The organism is Brevundimonas sp., assembly GCF_018608325.1.
Classification (GTDB): domain Bacteria; phylum Pseudomonadota; class Alphaproteobacteria; order Caulobacterales; family Caulobacteraceae; genus Brevundimonas.
The window spans coordinates 1-12,164 of sequence record NZ_JABAZW010000093.1 but is presented as its reverse complement, the minus strand read 5'-3'; the positions used below and the strand labels follow the sequence as shown (position 1 = coordinate 12,164).

The 12,164-nt window shown below is 65.6% G+C and carries 13 protein-coding genes; 6 read left to right on the top strand and 7 right to left on the bottom strand.

Going from position 1 to position 12,164, the window contains the following annotated elements; genetic code table 11:
- Positions 1-222 precede the first annotated feature (222 nt).
- The 3 genes from QZ281_RS09200 to QZ281_RS09190 all read right to left on the bottom strand — a co-directional run bounded on the left by QZ281_RS09200 (position 223) and on the right by QZ281_RS09190 (position 2,179).
- The gene (locus QZ281_RS09200; protein ID WP_292227468.1) at positions 223-1,122 is read right to left on the bottom strand and encodes a dienelactone hydrolase family protein; all 900 of its coding nucleotides are present in this window, start codon (positions 1,120-1,122) and stop codon (positions 223-225) included.
- An 81-nt stretch (positions 1,123-1,203) separates the two neighbouring features.
- Positions 1,204-1,827: an alpha-ketoglutarate-dependent dioxygenase AlkB gene (locus QZ281_RS09195; RefSeq protein WP_292227465.1), complete on the bottom strand. Its 624-nt coding sequence runs from the start codon at positions 1,825-1,827 to the stop codon at positions 1,204-1,206.
- Positions 1,790-2,179 (bottom strand): hypothetical protein, encoded by a 390-nt coding sequence (locus QZ281_RS09190; RefSeq protein WP_292227463.1) that lies wholly within the window; start codon positions 2,177-2,179, stop codon positions 1,790-1,792. The genes QZ281_RS09195 and QZ281_RS09190 overlap by 38 nt, the downstream gene beginning before the upstream one ends.
- 285 nt (positions 2,180-2,464) lie before the next feature.
- Here QZ281_RS09190 and dnaK point away from each other — a divergent pair, with 285 nt between their 5' ends.
- From dnaK to dapB, 3 genes are all read left to right on the top strand, one after another.
- Complete coding sequence (dnaK, locus tag QZ281_RS09185) at positions 2,465-4,375, top strand: molecular chaperone DnaK (protein WP_292227461.1); 1,911 nt, start codon at positions 2,465-2,467, stop codon at positions 4,373-4,375.
- 173 nt (positions 4,376-4,548) lie between these two features.
- Positions 4,549-5,763 (top strand): molecular chaperone DnaJ, encoded by a 1,215-nt coding sequence (gene dnaJ / locus QZ281_RS09180; RefSeq protein WP_292227460.1) that lies wholly within the window; start codon positions 4,549-4,551, stop codon positions 5,761-5,763.
- Positions 5,760-6,509: a 4-hydroxy-tetrahydrodipicolinate reductase gene (dapB, locus tag QZ281_RS09175; protein WP_292227458.1), complete on the top strand. Its 750-nt coding sequence runs from the start codon at positions 5,760-5,762 to the stop codon at positions 6,507-6,509. The genes dnaJ and dapB overlap by 4 nt, the downstream gene beginning before the upstream one ends.
- A gap of 236 nt (positions 6,510-6,745) precedes the next feature.
- Here the strand turns inward: dapB and QZ281_RS09170 are convergent, their stop codons facing one another.
- Positions 6,746-7,093, bottom strand: a complete 348-nt coding sequence (locus QZ281_RS09170) for a hypothetical protein (protein WP_292227455.1) — start codon at positions 7,091-7,093, stop codon at positions 6,746-6,748.
- 84 nt (positions 7,094-7,177) lie between these two features.
- On the opposite strand from QZ281_RS09170, the gene QZ281_RS09165 reads away from it, so the two are divergent.
- Positions 7,178-8,104, top strand: coding sequence for a DMT family transporter (locus tag QZ281_RS09165; RefSeq protein WP_292227452.1), 927 nt, complete (start codon positions 7,178-7,180; stop codon positions 8,102-8,104).
- A gap of 27 nt (positions 8,105-8,131) precedes the next feature.
- Here QZ281_RS09165 and QZ281_RS09160 read toward each other — a convergent pair whose 3' ends face one another.
- Genes QZ281_RS09160 through coaBC form a run of 3 tightly spaced genes read right to left on the bottom strand, consistent with a single transcriptional unit; the run spans position 8,132 to position 10,621 of the window.
- Complete coding sequence (locus tag QZ281_RS09160; protein ID WP_292227449.1) at positions 8,132-8,908, bottom strand: DUF4019 domain-containing protein; 777 nt, start codon at positions 8,906-8,908, stop codon at positions 8,132-8,134.
- Between the two features lie 28 nt (positions 8,909-8,936).
- Positions 8,937-9,395: a dUTP diphosphatase gene (gene dut, locus QZ281_RS09155; RefSeq protein ID WP_292227446.1), complete on the bottom strand. Its 459-nt coding sequence runs from the start codon at positions 9,393-9,395 to the stop codon at positions 8,937-8,939.
- Positions 9,392-10,621, bottom strand: coding sequence for a bifunctional phosphopantothenoylcysteine decarboxylase/phosphopantothenate--cysteine ligase CoaBC (gene coaBC / locus QZ281_RS09150; protein WP_292227443.1), 1,230 nt, complete (start codon positions 10,619-10,621; stop codon positions 9,392-9,394). The genes dut and coaBC overlap by 4 nt, the downstream gene beginning before the upstream one ends.
- A 111-nt stretch (positions 10,622-10,732) precedes the next feature.
- Here coaBC and QZ281_RS09145 point away from each other — a divergent pair, with 111 nt between their 5' ends.
- Both QZ281_RS09145 and QZ281_RS09140 read left to right on the top strand, forming a co-directional pair.
- Positions 10,733-11,242 (top strand): S-type pyocin family protein, encoded by a 510-nt coding sequence (locus QZ281_RS09145; protein ID WP_292227440.1) that lies wholly within the window; start codon positions 10,733-10,735, stop codon positions 11,240-11,242.
- Positions 11,243-11,277: 35 nt separating this feature from the next.
- The gene (locus QZ281_RS09140) at positions 11,278-12,135 is read left to right on the top strand and encodes a haloacid dehalogenase-like hydrolase (RefSeq protein ID WP_292227437.1); all 858 of its coding nucleotides are present in this window, start codon (positions 11,278-11,280) and stop codon (positions 12,133-12,135) included.
- Positions 12,136-12,164 lie beyond the last annotated feature (29 nt).

The window sequence follows — 12,164 nt, the reverse complement described above, 5'->3', positions numbered from 1 at the left end:
AGGAGGAGGAGGAGGAGGAGGTGGAGGAGGTGGAGGAGGAGGCGGGGTAACGACGCCCCCGCCGCCACTGCCGCCGCCCCCACCACCGCCGCCACATGCGGCCAATGGCAGGAACAACAGCCCCAGGCTCAGAAGCGCCGCCTTTTGTAAACGCGTGCCGACCATCTCGACCCCTCCCAAGGTCTTCGAATGTCCCCACAGACTAGATCAAAGATTAAGCGCTCAATGTTTTAACGCTTTGTCGAAAACGGCAAGCAGCTTCGTCCAGCCATCCTTGGCGTCCGCCTCGACGTAGCTGTCACGATAATCGGCGTGGAAACCGTGTGGTGCGTCGTCATAGACCACGATCTGGCTGGCGGTTTCGCCCGCGCTCTGCAGGGCCTCACGCATGCGTTGGACGCTGTCTAGAGGGATGCCCTGATCCTTGCCGCCATACAGACCCAGCACCGGCGCCTTCAGGTCGTCAGCCAGATCGACCGGCCAGGGCTGGCCCGCCGAAATCTGGGCGGGGGTCGCATCGGATGCGGGGGCCAGGCGCCCGTACCAGGCGACGCCCGCGCCAATAGCGGCGAAGCGGGCCGCGGCCTGCCAGACCACCTTGCCGCCCCAGCAATAGCCGGTGATCCCGACCTTGCCGTCCTTGGCCCACAGCTGCTGGCTGGACCAGTCAAGCGTGGCGGAGATGTCGCCCATCACCTGTTCGTAGGAGGCCGCCGAGACGATCTCCATGATCCTGGGGAACTCGGTCAGGGGGGCCGGGTCCGCCACCCGCACGAAGAAGGCGGGTGCGATGGCGGCATAGCCCTGCTTGGCCAGACGACGGCAGATGTCGCGGATATATTCGTGCACGCCGAACACTTCCGACACCACGATCACCACCGGGAAGGGGCCGTCACCCGCCGGACGCGCCACATAGGCGGGCAGGTTGAAGCCGTCAGGCGCCCGATAGGTCACTGTCGCGGTGGTCAGGCCGTTGGCGTCCGTCGTGATCGGCTTGGCCTCCTTGGCCAGAGCCGCCGTCGCATAGCCCGCGAACAGCAGACCACCCAGTGCCCCCAGGGTTCGGCGGCTGAGGTGCAGATCTTCGGGGGCGGAACCTTCGGGACGGGTGAGAACAGTCATCGGCGGCGCTCCGGTCGGAAAAGAGAAGCCGGGACAGTGGCCCCGCCCTCGTTCCTGCGTCCAGTCACGAAATCGCGGTGTTCAGCGAGCAATTCTCAAAGTCAGGTTCAGCCGTCCTCCACCCGGGATCAGACGCGATGATCCCTCCAGAACCCGGTCAATGCCGTGACGCGCCAGACGGGCCGGGCCAGTCAAGGCGCAGACGTCGCCGCTAGTCAGGCGCAGGGTCCGCGTACGGCCATCCGCGCCAGCGATGCGGAACTGGGCCGCATCGCCCAAAGACACCGACAGGACCGGGGCGCTCAGGTCCGCCTCATCGCGATCCTGATGCAGTCCCATTTTCGCGCCGTCCCGGTACAGATTGACCAGGCAGGCGTCAGGCCGCCGGTCCCCGCCGACCGTCATGGCCCACAGATCCAGCAACAGGTCCGGGATCGGGGGCCAGGCCTGACCAGTGACCGGGTGGGTCGTTTGATAGCGATAGCCGCCCCGATCCGACACCCATCCCAGCGGGCCCAGATTGCTCATCTGCACCGAGAAGGGTCGACCGCCTGGCGTCTGGAGGCGATAGAGGGGCGCGGTCTCCAGCGCCGCAAACACCGCCTGGACCAGCCGCGACTGGGCTTCAGCATCCAGCAGCCGGAACCCCTCTATCCCCGTCGCGGTCTCAGCGGGAGAAGGTGTATTCGCTGACTTCGCAGACATTGACGCCAAAGCGGGTCAGCTCCTCGCCATTGGTGAACTCGGCCTTGAAATCATATTCGCAGGCGCCCGAGCCGTCGTCGATGTTGACGCGGACGTTCTGGCGGTTCTCCAGCACATCGTCGCCCAGGATATCCTCTTCCCAATCGTCCTTGCTGGCGTCCGACGCATAGAAGCTCAGCATGGTCCAGCCGGTGCGGTTCTTGATCGTGACGTGACGATCCCGCCCGTCATTGGAGCCTTCTTCCTGGGCTGCAACGGCAGGCGCGACAGGCTTCACTGGGGCGGCGGCGGCGCTTACCGCGCTCAGCATCACAGCGGCGCAGACAACGGCTTTCAGGGCGGTTCGCAACATCCGGCTCTTTCCAAAACACCGCCTCTGCTGGCGGCAGACCCCACTATGGGGCGCCGGAACGTGGTCCGCAGCCGATATTTCACCGATCTATGGTTTGGTTGAATCGCAGTTCGCCCTTGCAGGGACAGGGGTCTTTCCCATATCGGGGCCAGCTTCGGAGAAACCCTGAAAGACTTGGGGCTATCCAGTCAAATCAAACGCCAACCCAACTGGGGGCGGTCACGCGCGGTGCTTCGACGAAGGCCGCCGCATCGCCCGCCGATACGAGAGAGAAATAGAACCCTCATGGCCAAGATCATTGGTATCGACCTCGGCACCACCAACTCGTGCGTCGCCGTCATGGACGGCAAGTCCCCCAAGGTCATCGAAAACGCCGAAGGCGCTCGCACCACCCCGTCAGTGGTCGCCCTTCAGGACGGCGGTGAAACCCTGGTCGGCCAACCGGCCAAGCGTCAGGCCGTGACCAACCCCGCCAACACCTTCTTCGCCATCAAGCGCCTGATCGGCCGCAACTTCGACGATCCCGTCGTGGCCAAGGACAAGGGCATGGTGCCCTATGAGATCGTCAAGGGCCCGAACGGCGACGCCTGGGTCCGCGCCCACGGCAAGGACTATTCCCCGCAGCAGGTCTCAGCCTTCACCCTGATCAAGATGAAGGAAGCCGCTGAAGCCTATCTGGGCGAGAAGGTGACGCAGGCCGTCATCACCGTCCCGGCCTACTTCAATGACAGCCAGCGTCAGGCCACCAAGGACGCCGGCAAGATCGCCGGCCTGGAAGTCCTGCGCATCATCAACGAGCCGACCGCGGCTGCTCTCGCCTATGGCCTGGAGAAGAACGACGGCCAGAAGATCGCTGTCTATGACCTGGGCGGCGGCACCTTCGACGTCTCGATCCTGGAGATCGGCGACGGCGTCTTCGAAGTGAAGTCGACCAACGGCGACACCTTCCTGGGCGGTGAAGACTTCGACATCCGTCTGGCCGACTATCTGGCCGACGAGTTCAAGAAGGAACAGGGCGTCGACCTGCGTCAGGACAAGCTGGCCCTGCAGCGCCTGCGCGAAGAGGCGGAAAAGGCCAAGAAGGAACTGTCCTCGGTCACCCAGTACGAGGTCAACCTGCCGTTCATCACCATGAACGCGTCCGGCCCTCTGCACCTGAACATCAAGCTGTCGCGCGCCAAGCTGGAAGCCCTGGTCGAAGACCTGGTCGCCCGCACCATCGAGCCCTGCAAGAAGGCCCTGGCCGACGCAGGCCTGAAGGCTGGCGACATCGACGAAGTCGTTCTGGTCGGCGGCATGACCCGCATGCCCGCCGTGCAGGAAGCCGTGAAGAAATTCTTCGGCAAGGAGCCGCACAAGGGTGTGAACCCTGACGAAGTCGTGGCCCTGGGCGCCGCCGTTCAGGCCGGTGTTCTGCAAGGCGACGTCAAGGACGTGCTGCTGCTGGACGTGACCCCTCTGACCCTGGGCATCGAAACCCTGGGCGGCGTCTTCACGCCCCTGATCGAGCGCAACACCACCATCCCGACCAAGAAGAGCCAGACCTTCTCGACCGCTGACGACAACCAGTCGGCTGTGACGATCCGCGTCTTCCAGGGCGAGCGTCCGATGGCGTCCGACAACAAGATCCTGGGTCAGTTCGACCTGATGGGCATTCCGCCCGCACCGCGCGGCATGCCCCAGATCGAGGTCGCCTTCGACATCGACGCCAACGGCATCGTCAATGTGTCCGCCAAGGACAAGGCGACGAACAAGGAACACTCGATCCGCATCCAGGCCAACGGCGGCCTTTCGGACGCCGACATCGAGAACATGGTCAAGGAAGCCGAAGCCAACGCCGCCGCCGACAAGAGCCGCAAGGATCTGGTCGAGGCCCAGAACGCCGCTGACAGCCTGATCCACTCGACCGAGAAGGCCCTGGCCGACCACGGCGACAAGGTCGAGGCCGACGTCAAGACGGCCATCGAAACCGGCCTGACCGAACTGAAGACCGCCCGCGAGGGTACGGACCCGGAAGACATCCGCGCCAAGACCAACACCCTGGTCCAGGCCTCGATGAAGCTGGGTGAGGCCATGTACGCCGCCCAGCAGGGTTCGGGCGAAGCCGCCGAAGGCCAACCGGCTGACGATGGCGTGGTCGACGCCGAGTTCGAGGAAGTCTCGGACGCTGACGGCGACGAAAAGAAGAGCGCCTGATCCGTAATAGATCGGTGAACTGACAGGACCCCGCTTGTCTTGCGATAGGCGGGGTCTTTTCATGAAACTTGCATCGTCTGTCCCGGCCCCCATGTCAGTCGGGACATCGTTTTCGATCAGTGCTCGCAGAGGCGCAGCGAAGACGACAGGGGAAGTATGAGGACCAACGCCCGATGGCGCGTGATTACTACGAGGTTCTGGGCGTTGAGCGCACGATCGACGCGCCCGGTCTGAAATCGGCCTACCGCAAGCTGGCCATGATCCATCACCCGGACCGCAACGGCGGCTCCGAAGAGTCGATGGCGCAGTTCAAGGAAATCTCCGAGGCCTATACGGTCCTGTCGGATGACAACAAGCGCGCCGTCTATGACCGTTACGGCCATGCGGGCCTGAACGGCGGCGGTGGCGGCGGCGGCAACCCGTTCGGCCAGGGCGGCGGTCAGGGCTTCTCCGACATCAACGACATCTTCTCGCAGGTCTTCGGCGATGCGTTCGGCGACGCGTTCGGCGGACGCCAGCAGGGCCGCGGCCAGCAGGGCGGACCGCGCCGCGGCTCGGACCTGCGCTATGATCTCGAGATCACCCTGGAGCAGGCCTACAAGGGCGCCGAGGTCGAGATCGCCATTCCCTCGACCTTGACGTGCGAAACCTGCGAAGGCTCGGGCGCCAAGCCGGGCACCAAGCCCGTCACCTGCACCACCTGCCAGGGCGCCGGACGCGTGCGTCAGGCCAACGGCTTCTTCCAGGTCGAGCGCACCTGCCCCCGCTGCGGCGGCGCTGGCCAGATGATCGCCGACCCCTGCACCACCTGCCACGGTCACGGTCAGGTGCGTAAGACCCGCAATCTGAACCTGAAGGTTCCGGCTGGCGTCGACGACGGTTCGCGCATCCGCCTGTCGGGCGAAGGCGACGCCGGTCAGCGCGGCGGCCCGCGCGGCGACCTCTATGTCTTCCTGTCGGTGGCCCCGCACGATCTGTTCGAGCGGGACAATCTGGACCTTCTGGTCACCGTGCCGGTACCGATGACGGTGGCGGCGCTGGGCGGCGAGATCGACGCCCCCTGCCTGGTTTCCGACGCCTGCGACGGCAAGTGCAAGGCAGGCGTCTCCGTCCCGGCGGGCGCCCAGACCGGCAAGACCGTCCGAATCAAGGGCAAGGGCATGCCCCACCTGAACGGTCGCCAGCGCGGCGATCTGGTGGTCGAACTGTTCGTTGAAACCCCCACGGACCTGACGCCCCGTCAGAAGGAACTCCTCGAAGAGCTTGCCCTGTCGTTCGGCGAAGGGCAGAACCCGAGGAATTCCAGCTTCGCCGGCAAGGCGAAGCGTTTCTGGGCCGACATTCTGGGCAATCAGGATGCGGACGGGTCGAAAGAGAACGCGGCTTGAGCGCAATCTTCCACGCCGGCATTTCCGGCTATCGCGGCCGAATGGGCCGTGCGGTCGCCCAGGTGCTGGATGCGCGCGAGGACGTCGTCGTCGCCGCCCGTCTGGACTGGGGCGAGAGCGCGGACCTGAGTCTGTGCGACGTCATCATCGACTTTTCGACGCCCGACGCCTCGGTCGCGCTGGCCCAGCAGTCGGCGGAAATAGGCGGCCCGGCTCTGGTCATCGGCTCGACCGGCTTCACGCCCGAGCAGGAGGCCGAGCTTGAAAAGGCCGCCGAGAAGATCGCCATCGTCAAGAGCGGCAACTTCTCGCTGGGCGTGAACATCCTGGTCGGTCTGGTCCAGCACGCGGCCCAGCGTCTGGACGCCCAGGAATGGGACATCGAAGTCACCGAGGCCCACCACCGCCGCAAGGTCGACGCCCCATCGGGCACGGCCCTGATGCTGGGTGAAGCCGCAGCCGAGGGCCGTTTCACCGACCTCGCCGACGTTCAGTCCAAACCCTATGACGGGGTTCAGGGCGCGCGCCAGACCGGCAAGATCGGCTTTTCCTCGATCCGGGGCGGCGGCATCATCGGCGAGCACACCGTGCTGTTCGCCTCCGAAGCCGAAGTCCTGACCCTCAGCCACTCGGCCATCGACCGGTCGTTGTTCGCCAAGGGCGCCGTCGCCGCCGCCGCCTGGGTCCGCACCCGCCGTCCGGGCCTCTACGACATGCAGGACGTGCTGGGCTTCCGTCAGGCCTGATGTCTGGGCGCTGATGCGACGCGCTATGCTCGCAACGCGGTTGCTCGCGACTTGAGCACGCTTACTCCAGCCGTCACCCTCGGGCTTGTCCCGAGGGCCTATGGGTGATGCACCCCAGAGCTCGCGAAGCGTATCGCCGCAGCGAAATAACGCTCCTTGCGGTCTCGCGGATAGATGGGCCCTCGGGACGAGCCCGAGGGTGACGAGTCTCATTGCGGTGGCAGCCAGAGAAAATCTCACCCCCGCCCGCCCAGCACCGTCTTCACAAAGAACACCCCGGCGATCGCCACTTCATACCCGACGAAAACCAGCATCAGCTTCAGCCAGAAGCCTAGCGACAGCGGCGTCGGCATCCCGAAATCCCCACCGGTCGTCAGGCTCAGCACCCCCAGCGTCAGCATATAGGCCAGTGCCGCATCCCTCGCCGTGGCGTCCAGCGCCTTCCAGTCGCGCATCATCGCCCCGCCGATCACCGCCAGAGCCACCGCCAACACCAGACTGCCCGCGTCGAACCGGATCTGCGCCAGGGCGAGAAATCCCCCGCCATGGGCGACGATCTGATGCAGCAATGCGTCCATAGTCATCCTTACACGTCCCATCCGCTGCTCAGGGGTGGGCTTGCCTGACTATCGGTCCTATGGGTTCGCGGCAATCGCCCAAGGAACGACATGACCACCCAGCCGAGCCCCGAGGATATCGCAGGCGGCATCGCCCTGCGGATCGCGGCGGCGGGCTGTTTCTCGGTCATGTCGGCGGTGTTGAAACTGGCGTCGCTGGACGGCGTGGTGGCGCCCGAGATGCTGTTCTACCGCGCTCTGTTCGGCGTGCCGGTCGTGCTGATCTGGGTCATGACCAACCAGGGCGGCCTCAGCGCCCTGTCCACGCGCCGCCCCTGGGCGCATGTGGGCCGCAGTGCGCTGGGCATCGTCTCAATCCTGTGCCTGTTCCAGACCCTGACCCTGCTGCCGCTGGCCGACGCCACGACCATCAGCTTCACCGCCCCGATCTTTTCGACCCTGCTGTCCTTCCTGATCCTGAAGGAGGCGGTGGGCCCTCGACGCTGGGCCGCCGTCGCCGTGGGCTTCATCGGCGTGGTCATCGTCATGCGGCCCGGTTCGAACGGTGAACACGTCCTGCCGCTGGAGGGGATCGGGTTCGGTCTGATGGCCGCGCTGCTGACCGCCGCCGTGACCATCACCCTGCGCCAGTTGCGCGACACCGAGCACGTCGCCGCCATCGTCTTCTGGTTCTTCATCGGCTCGTCGATCGTGGGCGCCATCCTGCTGCCCTTCGTGGGTCAGATGCACAGCCCGACCACCTTCGCCCTGCTGGCCGCAGGCGGGGTCGCGGGCGGCCTGGCGCAACTGTTCATGACCGCCTCCCTGCGCGCCGCCCCGGTCGCCGTGGTCGCGCCTTTCGACTATCTGCAGATCGTCGGCGCCATCCTCTTCGGCTGGTGGCTGATGCAGACGACGCCCACCGCCAACACCCTGGCCGGCGCCGCCCTCATCGCCGCCAGCGGCCTCTACACCGCCTGGCGCGAACACATCCGCCGCCGTCAGGCCCTGATGCAGACGACCGCGCCGCCGGTTTAGAACAGACGGCGCGGATCGAAATCACTGCTAGCGAATGAAATACCCGTCGACCTTCCAGCCTGTTCGCTCATGCGTCAACACCACGGTTTCCGACACCGAGGCCTTGTCACGGAAAGAGGTCCGATACTGGACGATCAAGTAATCACCGGAAGGAAGCCCCGGCAGGGTCGATGTGCGGGTGGCGTTTTCCTGGACACGAGACACCACCGGCCCGACTGAGGCGCGCACAGTCTGAACGGTTGTCGCCCAACCGGCCTGTGTCAGTTGCGAGCGGAACAGTTGTCCTGCCGTGCTCCAGCTTTCATTCCACTGTTCCCGATCCAACAAGGCCACCCATGCCAGAGCAGCAGCGGCGCCCTCAGGCGCAATAGCGCCCGCTTCCGCCGTTCGTACAGGCGCAGCCGGTTGCGAGGCCGGGGCCTGTGGATTTGCGGCATTGGTGATGATCAGCGCGGCGACGGCAAACGATAACATGATGACAAGCCCTCCAATCCACCAGACCAGCGACTGGGCCCGGCGATTATGTGAATGCGTGTCTCGTCTCACGTCATCCGGGCCTAGGCCTTCCCCTAATTTCATGTCTCCAAGAAATTTGGGGCTTTCCTGCTCGATATCCATCAGCTGCCGTGCGGCCGCGCGGCTGCTGGACACGCCAAGTTTCTGACGGGCGGAACGCAGACGTTCATTCACTGTATGCAAGGACAGGCCCAGAAGGTTTGCAGCCGACTTCGCGTCATGCCCGGTGGCGAGCAGCCTCAGAGTCTCCTTTTCGCGGTTGCTGAGGCTCTGCAGCGCATCATCCACGCCAGCCTCCGCCCCATACCGCATCGGCCTACCGTCCCGTCGAGCCGAACCCGCCAGCGCCACGCGCGGTTTCGTCCAGTTCCTCGACCTCGATCCAGTCGGCGCGTTCGTGCCTGGCGATCACCAGTTGGGCGATGCGTTCGCCGCGACGGATGACGAAGGGATCGGCGCCGATGTTGGCCAGGATGACGCCGCACTCGCCGCGATAATCGCTATCGATGGTGCCGGGCGCATTGGGGCAGATGATGCCGTGTTTCAGCGCCAGACCCGAGCGGGCGCGCACCTGGGCCTCATAGCCCAGCGGCAGGGCGATCTTCAGACCCGTTGGCACCAGAACCCGCTGGCCGGGCGCCAGGGTCATCGGCTGATCCTCCGGCACAGCGGCGCGCAGGTCCATGCCCGCCGATCCGGCTGTCTCATAGGCAGGCAGAGGCAGACCCTCAGAGTGGGGCAGGCGCTGGATCTGGACGGCGGTGGGTTCGGTCATTCGGGGGCCTTGAAGTGATCGGCGATGCGGGCGGCGACAGCGCGGGCGATGGCGGTCTTGGACTGGCGCGGCCAGGTTTCGGTCTTGTCGGCGGTGACCAGCAGAACGGCGTTGCCGTCTGATCCGAATACGTCGTCGGACACGTCATTGCCCAGGATCCAGTCACAGCCCTTCCGCGACAGCTTGGCCCGCGCATTGGCTTCCAGATCGGTCGTCTCGGCGGCGAAACCGATCACCAGCCGGGGACGGTTCGGGCCGGGGGCGGCGATCCCCGCCAGGATGTCGGGGTTCTCGATCAGGGCCAGGGTCGGTGGGCCGCCCGGTCCCTTCTTGATCTTTCCGCCTGCGATAATGTCCACGCGCCAGTCGGCGACCGCGGCGGACAGTACAGCGATATCGGCGGGCAGTTGGTTTTGCGTCGCCGCCTGCATCTCCAGCGCGCTCTCGACATCCACTCGCGTTACGCCGGGAGGCGCGCCAAGCGCAGTCGGACCGGACACCAGGGTCACCTCGGCGCCCAGTTCAGCCAGGGCCGCAGCGATGGCGTATCCCTGTTTGCCGCTGGAGCGGTTGGTCAGGCCTCGCACGGGGTCGATCGGCTCGAACGTCGGGCCAGCCGTGACGATCGCCTTCCGGCCCGCCAGAGGCCGCCCGGCGGCGCCCGCCATCAGGCCGATGATGGCGTCCAGAATGGCGGCAGGCTCGGCCATGCGTCCGGGGCCGTATTCGCCGCAAGCCATCTCGCCGTCGTCCGGTCCCACGACCGCGACGCCGTGGAAGCCGTCGAAGGCCTTCAGCCGCTCGACATTGGCCTGCACCGCCGGATGCAGCCACATCCGCACATTCATGGCCGGGGCCAGCAGCACCCGCTTGTCCGTGGCGATCAGGGTGGTGGAGGCCAGATCATCGGCCAGACCGTTCGCCGCCTTGGCGATCAGGCCCGCCGTCGCCGGGGCCACGACCACCAGATCGGCCCAGCGCGACAGCTCGATATGGCCCATCGTCGTTTCTTCTTCGGGATGAAACAGACCCGACCGCACCGGATGGCCCGACAGCGCCGCCAGCGACAGGGGCGTGACGAACTGCGCCCCGGATTCCGTCAGGATCACCCGCGTCTGGCCGCCTGACTTGGCGATCAGACGCACAAGCTCCAGCGACTTATAGGCCGCGATGCCGCCGCCGACGATCAGCAGCACCTTGCGATTGGTCAGGGGGCGTATGTCCATAGGTCCGGTTTACCCGTCCCGCATGACGCGGTCGAGACGCGAGGCGGAGAGATTGTCGCGGCCACAAGGTTGTGTTTACCTCGCGCACAACGCGCATCTGCAGGGGGAAAGATGACCACGCTGACCAAGGGGCTTGCCGCCCTCACCGCACTGGGCCTGTTGGGGCTGGCCGGATGCGACAGACCTTCGGCGGTGGAGACACGCGACCGCAGCACCGACGCCCAACCCCAGGCCCTGGTTTCTGCGGCACCAGTCGAGGCCGAGACGGCCCCCGTCGCCAAACCCGTCCTGACCGCCAATCGGCGCGAGACGACGGACGACAAGATCACCCGCCTCTATGCCCGTAACGGCGCCGATTTCAACGCCAAGTCCGCCGACGACTATCTGGACAAGGTCACCAGCTTCACCACCCGTCCGCCCCGTGATGCGGAGACAGTGAAACGGCCCAATGGCGACACCCTGATCTATCAGGCCTCGACCAACACCTTCGCCGTGGTGGCGCGCAACGGCACGCCCCGCACCATGTTCAAGCCGACCACGGGCGCCGACTACTGGGCCGAGCAGAAGGCGGCGGCCCCGACCTTCGGCCAGAGGCGGCAATCGACGGGCGCCGCTGACTGATATACAGGGCGGGTTCGACGAAGGATCCCGCCCGCATGGCCGACACCGACAAGACCCCGCTTCTGAAAACCGCCCTGATCTATGATTTCGACGGGACGCTGGCGCGCGGCAACATGCAGGAGGTCAGCTTCATCCCCTCGGTGGGCGTCGACATCGGCGCCTTCTGGGAAGAGGCCGAACGCCTGACCAAACAGGCCGACGGCGACGGCATCCTGATGTATATGCAGCTGATGCTGCACCATGCGCGCAAGAACGGCGCACCGGTGACGCGCGAGACCCTGCACGACCACGGCCGCGAGGTCGCCCTGTTCGAAGGCCTGAAAGACCTCAGTTGGTTCGACCGGATCAACGAATTCGGCGCACGCTACGGGTTAGAGATCGATCACTACATCATCTCCGCCGGGCTGGAGGAGATGATCGAGGGCACGCCGATCCGTCCCGCGCTGAAGCACGTCTTCGCCTCCCACTATGTCTATGACGACAAGGGCGAGGCCGCCTGGCCTGCGGTGGGCGTCAACTACACCACCAAGACCCAGTATCTGTTCCGCATCAACAAGGGCGTGGACAACCACTGGGAGCACGAGCGGGTCAACCACTTCATCCCCGACGACGAGCGCCCGGTGCCGTTCGAGCGGATGATCTTCATCGGCGACGGCGACACCGACGTGCCGACCATGAAGATGATGCACACCAAGGGTGGCTTCTCCATCGCCGTCTATGACCCGCGCTCGAACGAGAAGGACCAGAAGAAGGTCTATTCGCTGATCTCCGAGGACCGGGTGAACTTCGTCGCCGCCGCCGATTACCGCGAGGGTTCGGCCCTGGACCTGATCGTCAAGGGACTGGTCGGGCGCATCGCCATCAACGCCGGAACCATGCCAGCCGGTTTCTAGGCCCCGCCTGCCCGCAGCCAGGCGTCGCG

Bases quoted from the DNA above. Each gene is read 5' to 3' on its own strand.
- coaBC (WP_292227443.1), bottom strand. From the start codon at position 10,621: ATGGACATACGCCCCCTGACCAATCGCAAGGTGCTGCTGATCGTCGGC.
- dnaK (WP_292227461.1), top strand. From the start codon at position 2,465: ATGGCCAAGATCATTGGTATCGACCTCGGCACCACCAACTCGTGCGTC.
- dnaJ (WP_292227460.1), top strand. From the start codon at position 4,549: ATGGCGCGTGATTACTACGAGGTTCTGGGCGTTGAGCGCACGATCGAC.
- QZ281_RS09140 (WP_292227437.1), top strand. From the start codon at position 11,278: ATGGCCGACACCGACAAGACCCCGCTTCTGAAAACCGCCCTGATCTAT.
- QZ281_RS09165 (WP_292227452.1), top strand. From the start codon at position 7,178: ATGACCACCCAGCCGAGCCCCGAGGATATCGCAGGCGGCATCGCCCTG.
- QZ281_RS09195 (WP_292227465.1), bottom strand. From the start codon at position 1,827: ATGTCTGCGAAGTCAGCGAATACACCTTCTCCCGCTGAGACCGCGACG.
- QZ281_RS09170 (WP_292227455.1), bottom strand. From the start codon at position 7,093: ATGACTATGGACGCATTGCTGCATCAGATCGTCGCCCATGGCGGGGGA.
- QZ281_RS09200 (WP_292227468.1), bottom strand. From the start codon at position 1,122: ATGACTGTTCTCACCCGTCCCGAAGGTTCCGCCCCCGAAGATCTGCAC.
- QZ281_RS09145 (WP_292227440.1), top strand. From the start codon at position 10,733: ATGACCACGCTGACCAAGGGGCTTGCCGCCCTCACCGCACTGGGCCTG.
- QZ281_RS09190 (WP_292227463.1), bottom strand. From the start codon at position 2,179: ATGTTGCGAACCGCCCTGAAAGCCGTTGTCTGCGCCGCTGTGATGCTG.
- dut (WP_292227446.1), bottom strand. From the start codon at position 9,395: ATGACCGAACCCACCGCCGTCCAGATCCAGCGCCTGCCCCACTCTGAG.